General features: G+C 65.4%; 17 protein-coding genes. 9 read left to right on the top strand and 8 right to left on the bottom strand.

Features of this window, described 5'->3' with window-relative positions; translation table 11 throughout:
• Window positions 1-85 precede the first annotated feature (85 nt).
• Entirely contained in the window at window positions 86-670 is a 585-nt protein-coding gene (gene ccmA / locus IR187_RS12430; RefSeq protein ID WP_194954928.1) for a heme ABC exporter ATP-binding protein CcmA, read from the bottom strand.
• Window positions 667-1,086: a metallopeptidase family protein gene (locus IR187_RS12435; RefSeq protein ID WP_194954929.1), complete on the bottom strand. Its 420-nt coding sequence runs from the start codon at window positions 1,084-1,086 to the stop codon at window positions 667-669. The genes ccmA and IR187_RS12435 overlap by 4 nt, the downstream gene beginning before the upstream one ends.
• 51 nt (window positions 1,087-1,137) lie before the next feature.
• Between IR187_RS12435 and IR187_RS12440 the strand changes: the two genes are divergently transcribed.
• The 5 genes from IR187_RS12440 to rplL all read left to right on the top strand — a co-directional run bounded on the left by IR187_RS12440 (window position 1,138) and on the right by rplL (window position 4,896).
• A complete protein-coding gene (locus tag IR187_RS12440) occupies window positions 1,138-1,425 on the top strand; it encodes a 4a-hydroxytetrahydrobiopterin dehydratase (protein ID WP_194954930.1) in 288 nt (95 codons plus the stop codon).
• Window positions 1,426-1,429: 4 nt separating this feature from the next.
• The gene (locus IR187_RS12445) at window positions 1,430-2,071 is read left to right on the top strand and encodes a YoaK family protein (RefSeq protein ID WP_194954931.1); all 642 of its coding nucleotides are present in this window, start codon (window positions 1,430-1,432) and stop codon (window positions 2,069-2,071) included.
• Between the two features lie 141 nt (window positions 2,072-2,212).
• Complete coding sequence (locus tag IR187_RS12450) at window positions 2,213-3,610, top strand: amino acid permease (protein ID WP_194954932.1); 1,398 nt, start codon at window positions 2,213-2,215, stop codon at window positions 3,608-3,610.
• A gap of 334 nt (window positions 3,611-3,944) precedes the next feature.
• Window positions 3,945-4,460: a 50S ribosomal protein L10 gene (gene rplJ, locus IR187_RS12455; protein ID WP_194954933.1), complete on the top strand. Its 516-nt coding sequence runs from the start codon at window positions 3,945-3,947 to the stop codon at window positions 4,458-4,460.
• A 58-nt stretch (window positions 4,461-4,518) separates the two neighbouring features.
• Window positions 4,519-4,896, top strand: coding sequence for a 50S ribosomal protein L7/L12 (gene rplL, locus IR187_RS12460; RefSeq protein WP_194954934.1), 378 nt, complete (start codon window positions 4,519-4,521; stop codon window positions 4,894-4,896).
• A 106-nt stretch (window positions 4,897-5,002) separates the two neighbouring features.
• Here the strand turns inward: rplL and IR187_RS12465 are convergent, their stop codons facing one another.
• Together IR187_RS12465 and IR187_RS12470 are read right to left on the bottom strand one after the other, a co-directional pair.
• Window positions 5,003-6,055, bottom strand: a complete 1,053-nt coding sequence (locus IR187_RS12465; RefSeq protein ID WP_194954935.1) for a hypothetical protein — start codon at window positions 6,053-6,055, stop codon at window positions 5,003-5,005.
• Between the two features lie 140 nt (window positions 6,056-6,195).
• Window positions 6,196-7,722 (bottom strand): hypothetical protein, encoded by a 1,527-nt coding sequence (locus IR187_RS12470; protein WP_194954936.1) that lies wholly within the window; start codon window positions 7,720-7,722, stop codon window positions 6,196-6,198.
• Window positions 7,723-7,858: 136 nt separating this feature from the next.
• Between IR187_RS12470 and IR187_RS12475 the strand changes: the two genes are divergently transcribed.
• Together IR187_RS12475 and IR187_RS12480 are read left to right on the top strand one after the other, a co-directional pair.
• Complete coding sequence (locus tag IR187_RS12475; RefSeq protein ID WP_194954937.1) at window positions 7,859-8,887, top strand: D-alanine--D-alanine ligase family protein; 1,029 nt, start codon at window positions 7,859-7,861, stop codon at window positions 8,885-8,887.
• Complete coding sequence (locus IR187_RS12480) at window positions 8,884-9,744, top strand: NTP transferase domain-containing protein (RefSeq protein ID WP_194954938.1); 861 nt, start codon at window positions 8,884-8,886, stop codon at window positions 9,742-9,744. Before IR187_RS12475 ends, IR187_RS12480 begins: the two co-directional genes overlap by 4 nt.
• Here the strand turns inward: IR187_RS12480 and IR187_RS12485 are convergent.
• Together IR187_RS12485 and IR187_RS12490 are read right to left on the bottom strand one after the other, a co-directional pair.
• Window positions 9,665-11,107 (bottom strand): 8'-apo-carotenoid 13,14-cleaving dioxygenase, encoded by a 1,443-nt coding sequence (locus IR187_RS12485; RefSeq protein ID WP_194954939.1) that lies wholly within the window; start codon window positions 11,105-11,107, stop codon window positions 9,665-9,667. The genes IR187_RS12480 and IR187_RS12485 overlap by 80 nt on opposite strands.
• Before the next feature lie 19 nt (window positions 11,108-11,126).
• Window positions 11,127-11,492, bottom strand: coding sequence for a hypothetical protein (locus IR187_RS12490; protein WP_194954940.1), 366 nt, complete (start codon window positions 11,490-11,492; stop codon window positions 11,127-11,129).
• Window positions 11,493-11,577: 85 nt separating this feature from the next.
• Between IR187_RS12490 and IR187_RS12495 the strand changes: the two genes are divergently transcribed.
• Both IR187_RS12495 and IR187_RS12500 read left to right on the top strand, forming a co-directional pair.
• Window positions 11,578-12,189, top strand: a complete 612-nt coding sequence (locus IR187_RS12495) for a TetR/AcrR family transcriptional regulator (protein WP_194954941.1) — start codon at window positions 11,578-11,580, stop codon at window positions 12,187-12,189.
• A 131-nt stretch (window positions 12,190-12,320) separates the two neighbouring features.
• Entirely contained in the window at window positions 12,321-14,054 is a 1,734-nt protein-coding gene (locus IR187_RS12500; RefSeq protein WP_228765905.1) for a sensor domain-containing diguanylate cyclase, read from the top strand.
• A 92-nt stretch (window positions 14,055-14,146) separates the two neighbouring features.
• On the opposite strand, the gene IR187_RS12505 is transcribed toward IR187_RS12500, so the two are convergent.
• Together IR187_RS12505 and IR187_RS12510 are read right to left on the bottom strand one after the other, a co-directional pair.
• Window positions 14,147-14,803 (bottom strand): Fe2+-dependent dioxygenase, encoded by a 657-nt coding sequence (locus IR187_RS12505; protein WP_194954943.1) that lies wholly within the window; start codon window positions 14,801-14,803, stop codon window positions 14,147-14,149.
• The gene (locus IR187_RS12510) at window positions 14,791-15,849 is read right to left on the bottom strand and encodes a hypothetical protein (protein WP_194954944.1); all 1,059 of its coding nucleotides are present in this window, start codon (window positions 15,847-15,849) and stop codon (window positions 14,791-14,793) included. Before IR187_RS12510 ends, IR187_RS12505 begins: the two co-directional genes overlap by 13 nt.
• Between the last annotated feature and the right edge of the window lie 282 nt (window positions 15,850-16,131).

The raw sequence follows: 16,131 nt of genomic DNA on the forward strand, positions 1-16,131 counted from the left end.
CTCTTCCGATCAGCGAAGCAATCCAGAGTGGCGTAAACCGCTCTGGATTGCTTCGCTGCGCTCGCAATGACGAAGGGAAAGAGCATCACGCCAAAGCCCCCATGTCCAGCTCCGCCAGATCGGGAACCGCCAGCGCAAAATGCGACGCCAGCAACACCGCCCCGCCATTCGCCCGGTGCGCCGCAATCGCCGCGACCAGTCGGCCTTGCGCCGCATCGTCCATCCCGTTCGCGGGCTCGTCGAGCAGCCAGATCGGCGCCCCGCTCGCGATCACGCGGACCATCGCGGCGCGCTTGCGCTGCCCGGTCGACAGCATCGCGACCGGCACGTCGCTCAGCGGCGCCAGCGCCATCGCCGCCATCGCGCGGTCGACGGCGTGGCCATCGACGGTATCGACCCGCGCCCAAAAATCGAGCGCGCGGCGCAGCGGCAGTTCGGCGTCGAGCGCCAATGCTTCGTCGATCAGCGCACAGCGCCCGCGGCGTTCGACCGTCCCCGCCGCGGCGCGCAGCAGCCCCGCTGCCAAACGGATCAGGCTCGACTTGCCCGTGCCATTGGGGCCGCGCAGCCAAAGCGCCTCACCGGGTGCCAGTGCCAGCGACAGATCCTCGAACAACAGCCGGTCGCCGCGAATGCACGCCACTTTGTCCAGCCGCAGCAGCTCGCTCACGCCATATCTTCCAGCGCGTGCATATCATCATCCGAAAAACCAAAATGATGTCCGATCTCGTGGATCAGCACATGCCGCACCAGCCGGTCGAGCCGCTCGCCCGTCTCGATCCATTCGACCAAAATGGGAATGCGGTACAGCGTCACCCGGTCGGGCATCCCGCCGCTTTCACTGACGCTGCGCTCGGTCAGCGGGCGCCCTTCGTACAGACCGGTCAGGTCATAGGGATGCTCGATGTCGAGTGATTTCAGCACTTCGTCGTCGGCAAATTCTTCGATCGCGATCAACACGCCCTGAATATGCGGCAGGAACACCGCGGGCATCGTCGCCAGCGCGACCTCGGCCATCGCGAACATCGCGTCGGCATCGGGGGCGGTTCCGGTCCATCCGGGTGGCAGGCTGCTCTTGTCGCTCATCACGCCCTTCCTTATGGCGGCGGCACGGCCTTTACCAGCGGGAGAAAATTCATGGTCCAGAAACTCGACGACGACGCCCGCACCGCCTTGCTCGCGCGTTTCCCCGAGTGGGCGCATGAACCGACGCGCGACGCGATCACCCGCCGCTTCACCTTCGACGACTTCGCGCAGGCGTTCGGTTTCATGGCCAGCGTCGCGATCATCGCCGAAAAAATGGAGCATCACCCCGAATGGTCGAACGTCTATAACCGCGTCGACATCTTGCTGACGACGCACGACGCCCACGGTCTGTCGGAGCGCGACGCCAAGCTCGCCGAAGCCATCGAACAGCTGCTCTGATCGCATGATCCGCTTCGACCCCTCGCACCAACTGCTTGCCGTCGGGGTCGCCATCCTCGCCGGGTTTGTCGACGCGATCGGCTTTGTCGAATCGGCGGGCTTTTTTGTCTCGTTCATGACCGGCAATTCGACCCGGCTCGCGGTCGGGCTGGCCGAGGCGCAGCATGCCGCGCTGTTGGCTGCGATCATCATCGCGGTGTTTGTCACGGGCGTGGTCGCGGGTTCGCTGGTCGGCGCGCAGGCCGGGCGGCGGCGTACACCAGCGGTACTCTCCGGCGTCACCATCTTGCTGGGAATCGCCACGCTACTGCGGCTGGACGGCGAGGGGTGGAGCGCGGTCCTGTCGCTCGCGCTGGCGATGGGGGTCGCGAATGCTGCTGTTGCGGGGCGCGACGGATCGGTGATCGGAGTCACCTATATGACCGGGACGCTGGTCCAGATGGGGCAAAAGATAGCCAATGCCTTGCGCGGTGAGGGTGATCGCCGCTGGCTGCACCACCTCGGCCTTTGGGCGGCGCTCGCCGGTGGCGCATTGCTTGGCGCGCGCGCGGTCATCTGGTCGCCGCTGCTGGCTTATGGCTTCGCCGTTGCCATGGCCGCGTTGCTCGCCTTGCGAGCGCGCTGGATCGTTCGCGATGCTCGCTAGCGGGCACTCTGCGAAGATCATGGGAGCACCCGGCTGCCGCATCGCAGGCGCCCGCCAAATCAATTCGGACGCCGCATCTTGCGCTGGTGCCACACCGGTCTAAAAGGCAGGAAAAATTTTTCCTTTAGGAGAGGGGTCCGCATGTCCGACAGTTTGCTGCGCCGCAAATCCATCGTTCCACAGCAGCAGGAAGGCCACGGCCTGGCGCGCACGCTCGGTTGGCCGCACCTGATCGCGCTCGGCGTCGGGGCGATCGTCGGCACCGGTATCCTCACCCTGATCGGCGTTGGCGCCGACAAGGCCGGTCCCGCGGTCATCCTGTCTTTTGCCGTTGCCGGGCTGATCTGCGCCTGCGCCGCGCTCGCCTATGCCGAAATGGCGACGATGATCCCGGCGTCGGGCAGCGCCTATACCTATAGCTATGTCGTGATCGGCGAGATCATCGCGTGGGTCGTCGGGTGGAGCCTGATCCTCGAATATTCGCTGGTGGTGAGCGCGGTCGCGGTCGGCTGGTCGGGTTATGCCGCGCCCTTGCTGGAGGCATGGGCGGGCGTTCCGATGGCGCTGATGCAGGGGCCGGAACTCGACGGCATCGTCAACCTGCCCGCGATTGCGATCATCGCGGTCGTGGCCGGACTGCTGCTTGTCGGCACGCGTGAGAGCGCGACGCTCAACGCGATTCTGGTGGTGGTGAAAGTGTTGGCGCTGGTGATTTTTGTCGCGGTCGCGCTCCCCGCGTTCAACGCCGCCAATCTCGAACCCTTCAGCCCCTATGGCTTTCCTAAACATATGGGGCCGGACGGCGTCGAGCGCGGCGTCATGGCCGCCGCAGCGATCATCTTTTTCGCCTTCTATGGCTTCGACGCCATCGCGACGGCGGCGGAAGAAACAAAGAACCCGGACCGCGATCTCAAGATCGGCATTGTCGGATCGATGTTCGTCTGCGTCGTCATCTATATCGCCGTCGCGGTCGCCGCGGTCGGCGCGATCGCCTACACCCGTTTCGCCAACAGCCCCGAACCGCTGGCGCTGATCCTGCGCGAACTCGGCAGCCCGCTCGCGGCGCAATATCTCGCGGTGTCGGCGATCATCGCGCTGCCCACGGTGATCCTCGCCTTCTTCTATGGCCAGAGCCGCATCTTCTTCACCATGGCGCGCGACGGGTTGTTGCCCGCCAGCCTCGCGACCCTGTCGTCGCGCGGCACCCCGGTGCGCATCACCATCTTCACCGCGCTCGTCGTCGCGGTGCTCGCGGGCTTCATCCCGCTCGGCGAACTGGCCGCGCTCGCCAATGCCGGCACGCTCGCGGCGTTCACCGCGGTGTCGATCTGTATGCTGATCATGCGCGTCCGCGCCCCCGACGCCCCGCGCACCTTCCGCGCGCCGATGCCGTGGGTAATCGGGCTCGGCGCGATCGTCGGCTGCATCTATCTGTTCTTCAGCCTGCCGGTGCAGACGCAGCTGTGGTTTCTGGTGTGGAACGTCGCCGGGCTGGGGGTCTATTTCCTCTACGCGCGTCGCAACGCGGTGGCGAGCTGACGGTTTCCGACCTGACGCGGGGCGCCGCGACTTGACTTTGCATTGCCGGGCGTTATGAGCGCCCCCGTGTTGTCGCGAGTTCGCTTGCGGCGATTCCGTCCGAGACAGTTGGTGCAGGGAATATGCCCTGCTTAATTTCCAGCCGAGACGGGGAACAGTCTTTATCGGTCGCCCGCCTGCATGTTCAGGCGACGCGTCTTGACCGACCCCTTCGGACATCGTTGCGCAATTGCTGGCGAGCCTAGGCTCGCATCGGCATTTGCGTGTGTTAGCCGCCCGGCGGCTCCGCGTGTTTCGACGCGTGGACCATCCGGGCACAGAGTGGAGTATAGGCATGGATCGTACGGAAAAGGCCGAAGCCGTATCCTCGCTGAACGCTACGCTGGCAAATGCCGCTTCGGTTGTGGTCGTCCGCAACCTCGGCATGACCGTCGCCCAGTCGACGGTTCTGCGCCAGCAGATGCGCGATGCAGGAGCCGACTTTCGCGTCACGAAGAACCGTCTTGCCAAAATCGCGCTCGACGGCACGTCCTATGGCGGGATCGGCGAACTGCTGACCGGCCCCACCGCGCTTGCCACCTCGACCGATCCGGTCGCGGCGGCGAAAATCGCGGTGGAATTTGCCAAGACCAACGACAAGCTTGAAATTGTTGGCGGCGGCATGGGCGACGTGGTGCTCGACGTGGATGGCGTCAAAGCGCTGGCTTCGCTTCCCTCGCTCGACGAGCTGCGCGCCAAGATCATCGGTCTGGTGCAGGCTCCGGCCACCAAGGTTGCGCAGATTGCCGCAGCCCCGGCGGGCCAGCTGGCGCGGGTTTTTGGCGCATATGCCGCCAAAGAAGCAGCGTGAATTTCGAACTGAACTGAAACTTACTGCCGGGATATCCCGGTTCTGATGGAGAATGAACATGGCTGATCTCGCAAAGATCGTTGAAGACCTGTCGGCGCTGACCGTTCTGGAAGCTGCCGAGCTTTCGAAGCTGCTCGAAGAAAAGTGGGGCGTTTCGGCCGCTGCTGCCGTTGCGGTTGCCGCTCCGGGTGGCGCGGGCGCCGCTGCACCCGCCGCTGAAGAAAAGGACGAGTTCGACGTCATCCTGACCGGTGACGGCGGCAACAAGATCAACGTGATCAAGGAAGTCCGCGCGATCACCGGCCTGGGTCTTGGCGAAGCCAAGGCGCTGGTCGAAAGCGCTCCGAAGGCGATCAAGGAAGGCGTGAACAAGGCGGAAGCCGAAGAGCTGAAGAAGAAGCTCGAAGGCGCCGGCGCGACCGTCGAACTGAAGTAATATACTTTGGTGTCCGGCACCCGTTGCCGGATCCGACAAAGAAAGGGCGGTGCCGCTTGGTACCGCCCTTTTTTGTGCGCGCATTTATCGCGCGACGATCGCCGGATCAGCTCCGCGAATAGCCGGGACGAAATGCCGGGGCGGGGCGGGTACGACCCGGTTCGGGTCGATACACCTGCTGCTGCGGCGCGGCGGGTTCGGCGCGCTGGGCGATTTCCCAAGCGCTGACCGGCTTGCGGCTGTTGTCCGGGGTCTTCGCAAGCGCCGCGTCATAGGCGAGCCGTTCCTGGCGGTCATAAAAGCGCGCGCGCTTCAGCCGCTTCGAGAGGGTGAGGAACGGGTTGTCGGCGGTCGGTCCGGCGATCGCCATCGCCTCATGGCGGCCCATGCTGCCGTGCGGTGCCGCCGCGAAGGCGGGCGTGCTGCGCGATGAGATCGGCGCCGGGGCGGGTGCCGTGAAGGCGGGCGTCACATCGGCATTGCCGCTGGTATCGACCCGGGTGGCGGCCGTTTCCGGGCGATCGACTGCTGCATAGTTCTCAACCGGGTGCGACCGGCGACGGCGTGCCATCATCAGGCCCGCGCCACCGAGGCCGAGCAGTGCGGCGATACCGCCGACGATTTCCCAAGGAAAGTCACCGGTCGTGGCCGCAGCTTCGGCGGGCACCGGAGAGGCATCGGCCACCACGTCGGTGGTCGGCACGACGGTATCAGCCGCGACGGGCGCGATTTCCATCGCCGAGGCCGCATCGGTCGCCTCGTCGGGCGCGACGACCGGCGTCGAGGCTGTTGCTGCGGGCGCCGTGGTAGCAGGGCGCGACGGCGCGCGGGCAGTCCGGGCGACGGGCGGCGCCGTTTCGGCGCGTTCAGCCGCCGATGGCGCCGCCGTGGTTTCGGCTTGCGGCAGGTCGAGGGGAACGCGGATCACCGGCGCGGGGGCGGGCGTTGCGGTCTGCGGCGCCATGACCGGGGCCGGCGTCACCGGTTCAGCGACGGTCGGCGGGGTTTCCGGCGTCGGGGCCGGGGTGGTCGGCGCCGCAACGGGCGGCGTCATTGTGATCGTCGGCGCTTCCTGCGCGAAAGCGGCGGGGGTGGACAGGACCAGGAACGCGGCAATCGCGCTCGAGGCGGGGCGGGGGAGAGCGATATTCTTCATCATAGTGAACAGGAAACGAGCCGTGGCGGAAAAGCGCTGCCGGAAAGGGCAGTTTTCCGCGACGAGTCGTGGTCGCGAGACGACTGGATGAATTTTCGGGCGATCCGGGCGGCGGATTCCGTCGCCCGTTCGTTATCGCGCCATCATGCCGACGGTACGAGTTCGGCGCTGGCGAGGCAGGTGTCGGCTGCCGATACAATTGCTGCGCCGACAACCGCCATGTCGCCCTCCAGGCGCTCGTCGAGCGCGACGGGGGGCAGTTCCGCCAGTTCGGCGATCATCGGCATCGACAGCGACAGTCGCAACGTGCCTGCCGTCCGGCCGTCGGCCAGCCTGTGTGACTTCACCGGTTGGCCCAGCCGCACCTCGCGCCCGAGCCGCTCGCGCGAATGGCGCGCGATGTCCGCGTGCATCCGCTTGGCAGCGTCGAAATCGCAGTCGGGCCACCGCGCCGACAGGTCGACGGTGCGCAGCGTTTCGCTCGCAAGGCATGATGAGCCGCCGACGCCGGGTACTTCGCCGAGTCCCAGCCGTTTTACCAGGTGCGTGGCGTGGTGGTTGAAGCGGGCGATCACATTCGTGACGCAGTCCGTGGGCAGCGCGCCGAAGCGTTCGATTTCGATGAGGGCGGCCTGCAGACGCAGGAGCAACCCCGGATTGGACAGGTCATGCAAGCCATCCGCGCCGGGCCAGCCGGTCGGCCATTCGGCCCGCGCCGCGAGACGGCGAAAGCCCGTCGGGAGCACTCGGGCGCGGCGCTGAACGGCGGCCGGGACGAGCGCGAAGCCGCTGAACGGCGGTCCGCCGGCAAATTTCGAGCCGGTCATCAGGACGATGCAGCCGATATCGAGATAGCGGCGGATAACGCCGGGGGTGATCCGCAGTTGGCACGCATCGACGACGATGGTGGCGTTCCCGCCGAACCGCGCCGCCATCGCTTCGACATCGTCCAGCCCGGGCAGGGTCAGGCCCGATTTCGAGCCATGCACGACGTGAACGACCGCGTGACGACCGCCCGCAGCCGCGCGATCGATGTGCCGCGACAACTCGGAGGCCACCGCCGCCGAACTGCGCGGCAGCCCGTTTTCGTCGCGCACCGCGACGTCGATCAATTCGACGTCGGCAAAAGCCGGGTCGATCGCGGTTTGCGGCACGACGCGCGCGCCGGTCGCGGTCTGGTCGGCGAAAAAGCGCCCCGCGGCGCTGTGGACGCACCCGCTGCCGACCTCATCGCGGCCGAGCAGCACCGCCGTCAGCGGCCGCGCGTCGAGCGCCGCTGCAAGCCCGACATATTCCAGATCGGTCCCCGACGCCGCGAAGATAATCGCCGGGTCCTGCGCCAGTTGATCGAGGCCGAAACAGGCGGTGAGACGATTCCGCAGCATTTGCAGCGCATCGGCATAGGCGGACGCGGACAGCGGTTGGTCGAGACGCCCCCGCCAATCGGCCATCAATATCAGGAATGCGTGGGCCGATATGCTACTGATCGTCGAGGAGCCATAGGCCAGCGCATCGCTGGGCATCGCGCTGGCATAATATTGGTTGCGTCCCTGCGCGTCGAGATGAAGGCGCGCGTCGCCGCCGCTGATGATGGCCGATACCAGGCGCGTCGCGTCCAGCGCGTGTGACCGCGGCGGTGGTGGATCGAAGCTTTGGGGGGCGAGCAACATGGAACGTGCATCCAATGGGCCAGGGGAGGTGTTGTCGCAGCGTAGCGGTCAAAGATGACAGTGATTTGGCCTTTTCGTTTCAGTCTCGTCACCAAAAGGTCATCGAGATGAAACCTGACCGTGGTGAAACCGCGCGATGCGAACTACCGATCTGCGCCCGACAAAGTTGCCCGGCCGCCTGCGCGATACGCAGCGGCTGATGTTCATTGCCAAACACGCCAAATGGACCGGCGGGCTTCATCCCGACGACGGCAACCATGCCGTCTATCACCGCGAAACGCGCGAAATACTGGAAGGTCTGGGCATCCCCTTGCTCGTCGCCGACGATTATTCGGCGCTGTTCGAGCGGCCAGAGGCGGATTTTGTTTTTCCGCTCCTCAACCGCGGCGGCTTTTTCAACAGCGAGATATTGCTGCCCCTGCTCTGCAACCGGCTCGGCCTTCCTTATGTGGGCGCCTCGCCGATCGTTCGCGGGCTGTCGGACGACAAGCATCTGACCAAGCTGGAGGCCGCGGCGCGCGGTGTGCCGACGGCGGCCTGGGCGTTGTTCCGCCGCGGCGCGCCCGTCGACGTTGCGCGTTGCCCGCCGGCCGCGCGCTGGGTCATCAAGCCGAACAACAGCTCGGCGTCGTGGGGCATCCGCGACGCGCACAGCCGCAGCGACGTTGCGCGGGCGATCGCCGAAGTTCATGCGCTCGACCATGATGCGCTCGTCGAGCCGTTCATCGACGGCAGCGACGTCGAGGTGCCGGTGATCACGGTCAATGGCGAACCCGCGATGCTGCCGATGATGATCTTTGAGCAGGCCGACCCCGCCCATTTGCGGACCTATCAGGAAAAGCGCGATCTGGTCGATCGCAGCGCGAAATACAGCCTGAAGTTGTTCGACGACGCGGCAATGCGTGAGCAGTTGCTGGCCTATACCCGGCAGATGGCCGATGTTTTCCGGCCCTTCGATTATGGCCGTTTCGAGTTTCGTGTCGATTTCGCCACCGGCGAAATCCGGCTGCTCGAAGTCAATCTGAACTGTAATCTGTGGTCCGAAAAAGTGTTCGGCCGTGCCGCGGTCGCGGCAGGTTTCAGTCAGGCCGAACTGATCGAGACGATTGTCGCCGAAAGCATGATCCGCCAGCTGGTCGGTTTTGCGCGCAAGGACGCGGCATGACGGGCTCGATCCTGATTCTGGCCGGTCGGCGACCGGGCGCGGTCGACCCGCTTGCCGCGGCGCACGATGTCGTCGATAAATGCCTGGTGCCCGTTGCCGGCCGTCCGATGATCGCACATGTGTTGGAAAGCGCGGCCGCCAGCGGCGCGGAACGCGTGATCATATCGACCCATCACGCCGCCTTGCTGGCCGATCTCGACGACCCGGTGGTGGCGGCGCTGGGCGAGCGACTGGTCGTAGCCGCCGCCGCGGACAATCTTGCCGATTCGGTGCTTGCCGCCGCGGGCGAGGCGCGCTTTCCGCTCTTGATAACCACCGCCGACAATTGCCTGCTGACGCCCGAGACGATCGCCGAGATCGATGCCGAGGCGCGGCGGCTCGACGTCGAGGCGGGGGTGGGGCTTGCGCGGCGCGAGGATGTGCTCGCGGTGCATCCCGAGGGGCAGCGGCGTTTCTACGAATTTTCCGACGTGGCGGTGTCGAACTGCAACGCATACTGGATCGGGCATCGCGGTGCGCTCAAGGCCGCCGAGGCGTTTCGCGGCGGCGGCCAGTTCGTCAAGAAGCCGGTGCGCGTGATGCAGGCATTCGGGCTGATCAACCTGTTGCGGTTCCGGTTCGGACTTGGCCCGATCCATCATATTTTCGGTCGCATCTCGCGCAAGCTGAAGGTCGAGATCGCCCCGTTGATCGTGAGCGACGGGGCGACCGCGATCGATGTCGACAATGAACGCTCGCTCCGCGTGACCGAGGCGTTGATGGCGCGGCGCGGGGCGGTCAGTCCGCCACCCAATTGCCGTGAAATCCCGGAGGCACCCGGTGCGGCAGGTGAACGACGGCTTGCGGCGGCCCGCTGAAGTCATCGGCGTTCAGGATATGGAGCGCGGTCGTTTCGTCGTCCATGTTCACGACGAGGCCGATCAGCCAGCCATCGTCCTCGGCGCCGTCGTCGCCGCGTGGGACGAACACGAACTCGCCGGGGTGATGGCCGGGACCGAAATCGCGGACCGCGGTCGTGCCTTCGGTCAAATCGTGGCGGAACAGCCTTGTGTCGGCAATCTCCATCTCGCTGCTGATCCGGTCGGGTAGCGCCACCGAATAGATGTACCGATAGGGGCGCGTCGTCAGCCGTTCGTCATAGCGGGGAAATTCCTGCGGATGGTCGTGGATGACCGTGCGGGTCGTGGTTCCCGCCGCCGGATCGATCGTCCAGCGTTCCATGCGCGACCGTTCGCTGTCGGGGCCGCGTTTCGATGTGGCGAACATCGTTTCGTGCGCCACCACGTCGACGATCACCTTGCCGTCCTCGGTTTCATAGGCGTTGGCGGGGTGAAAGACGTAGCAGGGTTCGACCGGCACCCAGATGATGCTGTCGCCCGGCGCGTTGCGCCGCAGCAGACCGACGCGGGCGGGATGAGCGTCGTTCCAGGCATAGGGAAAGCGGTAGCCGCCGAGCAGCATCTTCATTGAAAAAGTCACCGGCAGGTCGAGGACAAGCACATAATTTTCGGTAATCGCGCAGTCGTGGATCGACGGTCCATCGCTGACCGCGACCGCCTCCTCGCGAACGACATGGGCATCGCGATCGAGCACGACGTGCCAGACCTTGCTCGGTTCGTCACCGCGATAGGTAACGGCGTGGGTTTCGCCGGTGACCGGATCATGGTGCGGGTGTGCGGTGTAGGCACCGGCGAGCGTGCCGTCGAAGGGGTTGTGCGCGATGGTGGCGAGCTCGTAATCGAGCTCGACCGGCTTGCCGCCCGCCTCGACGATCGCGAAGGTGCGGCCGGCGAGGCCGACGACATTGGTGTTCGGCGCGTCGTTGCGCCCTTCGCGCGGCCCCGGGGGCAGCGGTTCGCCCAGCGCGGCGCAGGCTTCGCTGCCGCGGACCCAGCGGTTGCGGTACCAGTCGGCGCGGCCGTTGGCGATCCGGATGCCGTGGACCATCCCGGCGCCGGTGAACCAGTGATAGCTCGCCGGATCGGGCGCGACGGCCGGGTTGGGGCCGTTGCGCAGATAGCGCCCCGTGAGCGCGGCGGGAATTTCACCGTCGACACGGAGCGATTCGAGCGTCAGTTCCTCGGTCATCGGGGTGTGGATGCCCGTCAGATAGGGATGCGCGTCGGTCGGGCGGGGGAGCCGTTTGCGGTTGAAATCGGCAACTTTTCCGATGCCTTTGACGACGGCGCTGCGGATCAGGGTTTCGACGTTGCTGGGCATGGCAAAGATCCTTTCTGTTTCAATTCACAATGATGTCGGCCGCGGTCGCTCCCGTCGCCAGCAGCAACAGCAGGCCGCCGGGGTGCGGACGGCGCAGGGCGACAAGATTTCCGATCGCCGAGGCGGCGAAGACGGTCATCGCGACATAGGCGATCAGGTCGGGGCCGCCCTGGATGCGGTTGAGGACAACGCCGACGCCCAATGCCGCCCACGCGACCGATGGCATATGGAACAGCGCCCGGGTGATGTTGCGCATCGCGGGCGCCTGCAAAACACCGCGCGCCGGTTCGCGAAACAGCGGCCCCAGAATGACGCGCTCGCTGATGATCGAATGGGCGACGGCCACGACGACGGCCAATGTTGCTGCAAGGGCCGCCCAGATCATCACCAAAGCCTCCATTCGCGCGGAAGTTGCCAAACTTGTCACCGGCGGGGTTGCGCCGCCGACTCGGAATGTTTACGGTGCCAACATGATCGACCAAGATAACAGTGTCAACATAAAAGGTGACGGGGCCAAGGCCGCGGGTGCCTATCATCACGGCGACTTGCGCGCGGCGGTGATCGCGGCTGGGTTGAAGCGGCTGGAGGCCGGCGACGGCGGCGAGCTGGGGTTGCGCGCGCTGGCGCGCGACGTCGGGGTCAGCGCAACCGCGCTCTACCGCCATTTTCCCGACAAGGAAGCGCTGCTCGACGCGTTGGCCGACGAGGGGTTGCGGCGGCTGGGGGCGCGGCAGGCGCAGGCGTGGCTGAAGGCTGGCGGCGGGCGCAACGGGTTCAAGGCGACGGGGATCACCTATGTCCGTTTTGCGCATGACGAACCCGCGCTGTTCCGCCTGAGCTTTACGCGGCAAATGTCCGCGCGCCATGCGAATGTCGGCGGCGACGGCGGCGAAGTGGCCTATAATTTGCTCCGCGCGGGAGTGGGCGAGGCTTTGCCGGGGGTCGAAAATCCCGACCGCGCGGCATTGCACGCGTGGGCGCTGGTCCACGGGCTGGCGATGCTGATCCTCGACAGACGGCTGGAGTGGGACGAGGCGATGGTCGAGGAGGTCGTCGGGCTGACCTTTGGCGGCATAGCCTGACCGTGACGGGTACGCGGGACCCATCTGGAGAAGACCGCCGATAAATTAGCGGTTTCTTACCCACTTTTCGGCTAGTTGAGGCCATGACCCGGTCATTGTCCCCCCGAGTCGAGGCGGTTTTCTGGTTCCTGTTGACCGCTACGGGCTATTATCTGCTGGCCAGCCTGTCGCTCTATGCGACCAAGGGCGCGGACAATATCGCCGCCGTCTGGCCCCCGAGCGGATATTTCCTGGCGCTGCTCCTGCTGATGCCCGAACGGGCGCGCTCGGCGGCTTTTATCGGCATGGCGCTCGCCAGTATCGGCGCGAATATGGGGGCCGGGATCGGCGCAGCGGTTGCCGCCGCCTATACCGTTGCCAACGCGGTTGAAGCCGTCATCGCTCTGCAGCTCATCCGGCGTTTCGAGGGCGCCGAAATGTCGTTCATGGCCCCGCGCGCAGTCGGGCGCTTTTGCGTCGCCGCCTTGAGCGCCAGCGTGGCGAGCGCCTTCATGGCGACGGCCCTCACCGCCAACAGCGCCGATTTTTTTCTGTCATGGATGACGACGGTGGCGCTGGGGATGCTGATTGTCACGCCGCCGATCGTCATGCTGGCGCGGATGGTCGGATCGAACGCGCTGAGCAATGTCACAACGGCGATGAAGGTCGAGGCGGTCGCGCTGATGGCGCTGGCCACGTTGATTACCGGCGTTTCGTTCGCGCAATCGGAATATCCCGTCACCTTTCTGCCGTGCGTCGCGGTCATCATCGCGTCGTATCGGCTGGGTCCGTTCGGGGCCGCGGCAGGCATGCTGATTGTGGCGGCGATCGCGTCGCTGTTGACCGCACAGGGACACGGCCCGATCGCGGCGATTGCGGCCGGCCAGAAGATCGAGGTGTTGTTCCTGCAATTTTATCTGGTGACGATGCTGTTCGTCGCGTTGCCGCTGGCGGCAATGCTGGTCGTCCAGCGCCGCCTGGCCCAGCGGTTGGAGCAGAGCAACCGCTGGCTATTGCAGGCGGAGGCGGCGGCGCTGGTCGGTCACTGGCGCGTCGACCTGAACGCGTGGACGATCACTTGGTCCGACCAGACCTATCGCGTCCACGGGTTGACCCCGGGCATGCCCGTCGATGTCGATTACAGCGTTGCGCAATATCTGCCCGAAGACCGCGCCGAAGTGCAGAAGGTTCTGGCCGAGGCGGTGCGAACGGGTGAACCCTTCGTCTATCAGGGACGCATCCGCCGCGCCGACGGCGAAATTCGGCATGTGAAATCGCACGGGTCGATCGAAAAGGGGCGCCGCGGCAAGGCGGTGGGCATTTTCGGGACGGTGCAGGACGTGACGGAGACGGTCGAAAATGCGCGGATCCTGGAATCGGCCCGCAGCGCCGCCGAACGGGTCGCCAACACCGACATGTTGACCGGCCTGCCCAACCGGCGCCATACGCTGGCCATTCTGGACGAAGCGTTGCGCGCCGCCCGGCACGACGGCGCCGCGCTGGCGGTCGCGATTTTCGACATCGACCATTTCAAGCAGATCAACGACAATCACGGCCATGCCGCGGGCGACGCGGTGATCCGGCGGGTCGGCCAGCGCGCCAAAACGTCGCTGCGCGACGAGGATTTGGTCGGCCGGTTCGGCGGCGAGGAATTTGTGTGCATCCTGCAAGGGCGCAGCGCGCGGGCGGCCGAAATGGTCGCCGAAAGGGTGCGCAAGGCGATCGAGGCCGACGGCAGGACCAGCGGCGTACCGCGGGTAACGATCAGCATCGGCCTGGCGGTGTTTGCCGGCGAAGGCAGCGCCGAAGACCTGCTCCAGCGCGCCGACAAGGCGCTGTATCTTGCCAAGCGCGAGGGCCGCAACCGGTCACGCATGGCGGCGTGAAACATTTGCCCTTGGCTTGAACCCCGGGAAGCGGGCGGCCATCTAGCCTGTAGGCAGAGTGTCGACGACCAGCGGTTTTGGGTTAGGGAGCGTCAGCGGCGCCACATTCGGAGCAGTTGATATTGCACCGCCTGTAACCGGGTATAATTTTCCGGCGCCATGTTTAGTCCTTCGAGAGCAGCAACTTCGTTGAGTTCGTAGATGATGTTCCGTTGCTGAACGTCGGGAATGAGACTTTGGATAAATGTGATCGCGACCAGTCGTTCGCCGCGGGTCACCGGTTCGACCTCGTGCAACGTGTGCGATGGATAAATGATCGCGACGCCGGGCGCTTCCTTGAAGCGCAGGTCTGCGCCGCCGAGCTGGACATGCAGCGCGCCGCCGTCATAGTTGGCCGGATCGTTCAGAAACACGGTACAACTGACATCGGTGCGCAGCTGGCCATCAGGCAGCGGTATGAATGCCGCATCCGGGTGCAGGCCATAATGCATCCCCGGTGTGTAGCGGGTCATCAGCGGCGGCGCGATGCGTGCCGGAAAGGCGAACTCCATGAAATCGGGGTTCTGAACCATCGCTTCGAGCAGGATCTTTGACGATCGTTCATAGGCATGGGCGTCATGAAGTTGAAGGTTGTTCTTTACTCGGGAATGCGGATTGCTGATCTTGCCGTCGACGAACTGGCCGCCTGCCGCAATGTCGCGCAAGGTGCGAACGGCACCGTCATCGAGAAGCTGAACTAGCTTGAACATATGATTTCCTGGTCGTTGTGGATCGGCAGATCGGCCAGACTTGTATAGCGTGCGGCAAGCGCTTCAACCCATGCGATGGCGTCGCGTATCGCCGCTGCATGGGTTTCTTCGGCTTGCACCTGAAGTTGACGGCGCAGGTCGGGGCTGTAGCCATGGTCGGGCGCCTTGGAATATTGGCGCATGATCGGTCCGGCGATTACGGCGTCGATCCGGCCGGGATCGGTTGTCAAACCAAAATGTGCCACCTGTGCCGCTATCGCCGATGCCGGATTGGCGAGCATCACCTCGAAATCGACCCACAGGTGGCGTGGATCGCGACGGGAAAGCGTCCGCTGTGCCGTCGCCATCTCGCACAGCCAGCTCATCGCTACCCGCGTCACCGGGGGCAATTGCCAAAGCGCCGCATCGAGGTCGGGCAGCATGGCGGCCAGCCGTGCCATGCGGGCCGGTGCCTGGGCGAGCGTTTCGGCCAGCGATGCTTCGCCGGCCAGGATCGTCGCGATGTACCGGCCGAGCGGGACGTACAGGAACAGATTGCGCCCATCGGCTTCGGTCAGGTCGTCGGCGATGGCGGTGATAACGCTCGATGCCTTGACCATGGCGCGTTGGCCGGGGCCGAAGCCACGGCCAAGCCAGCCCAGCGCCTGTCTTTTTCGGGTCCGGTACCGGTCCGGCGACCAGACCGACTCCGGACGGTCGATCCGCTCGGCGACCTGCGCGAGCGTTCGCAACAACATCGGTTCCCGCAGCGGCAGCACATCGCCGACCTCAGCCAGCAGGCGGGAGACGAGCGTCGATCCGACATGGCCGATATGAAAGATGAAATCAGGCCGCGGCGCCGCAGTCCCGAGGTCGGGGAGTGCATCCCACGGCAGCCACTCGCGCCCGATGCGATCGGTAAGCAGTCGCTGGTCGAGAAAGCTGGCATGGCGATAGTCGGGCTCTGCCAGCAGCGCGACCAGCACCCGGTCGTTGGCAAGGTCCGCCATGTGCGGCAGCAGGCTTGCATCGGCGGCAAAGCGGCGCTGGAAGGGATCGTTGGCCATTCCCGATCCATAGGAAAGGCGAAGCGGGTTAGCCAGATAAGATGAATCGGTGACCCGGTTCTGCTTTGGGGTGGGGAGGATCTGCTATGTCTACTTCCGGTCGCCATCCGACGTTCGGCCCTAACGAACAAGGGCCGCGCTTCCGTGGGGAGGCGCGGCCCTTGCTTGACCGGTTAGTGGTCCGGGGCCGTTATGTCTATGGCTATCGCGATCCGTTCCTGTGGGGCGGCTTTGGCCCCGGCTGGGGCGGTACCGATGTGACGAGCTACACCGTCTATACCA

The sequence above is a fragment of the Sphingopyxis solisilvae genome (assembly GCF_015475875.1).
GTDB lineage: Bacteria > Pseudomonadota > Alphaproteobacteria > Sphingomonadales > Sphingomonadaceae > Sphingopyxis > Sphingopyxis solisilvae.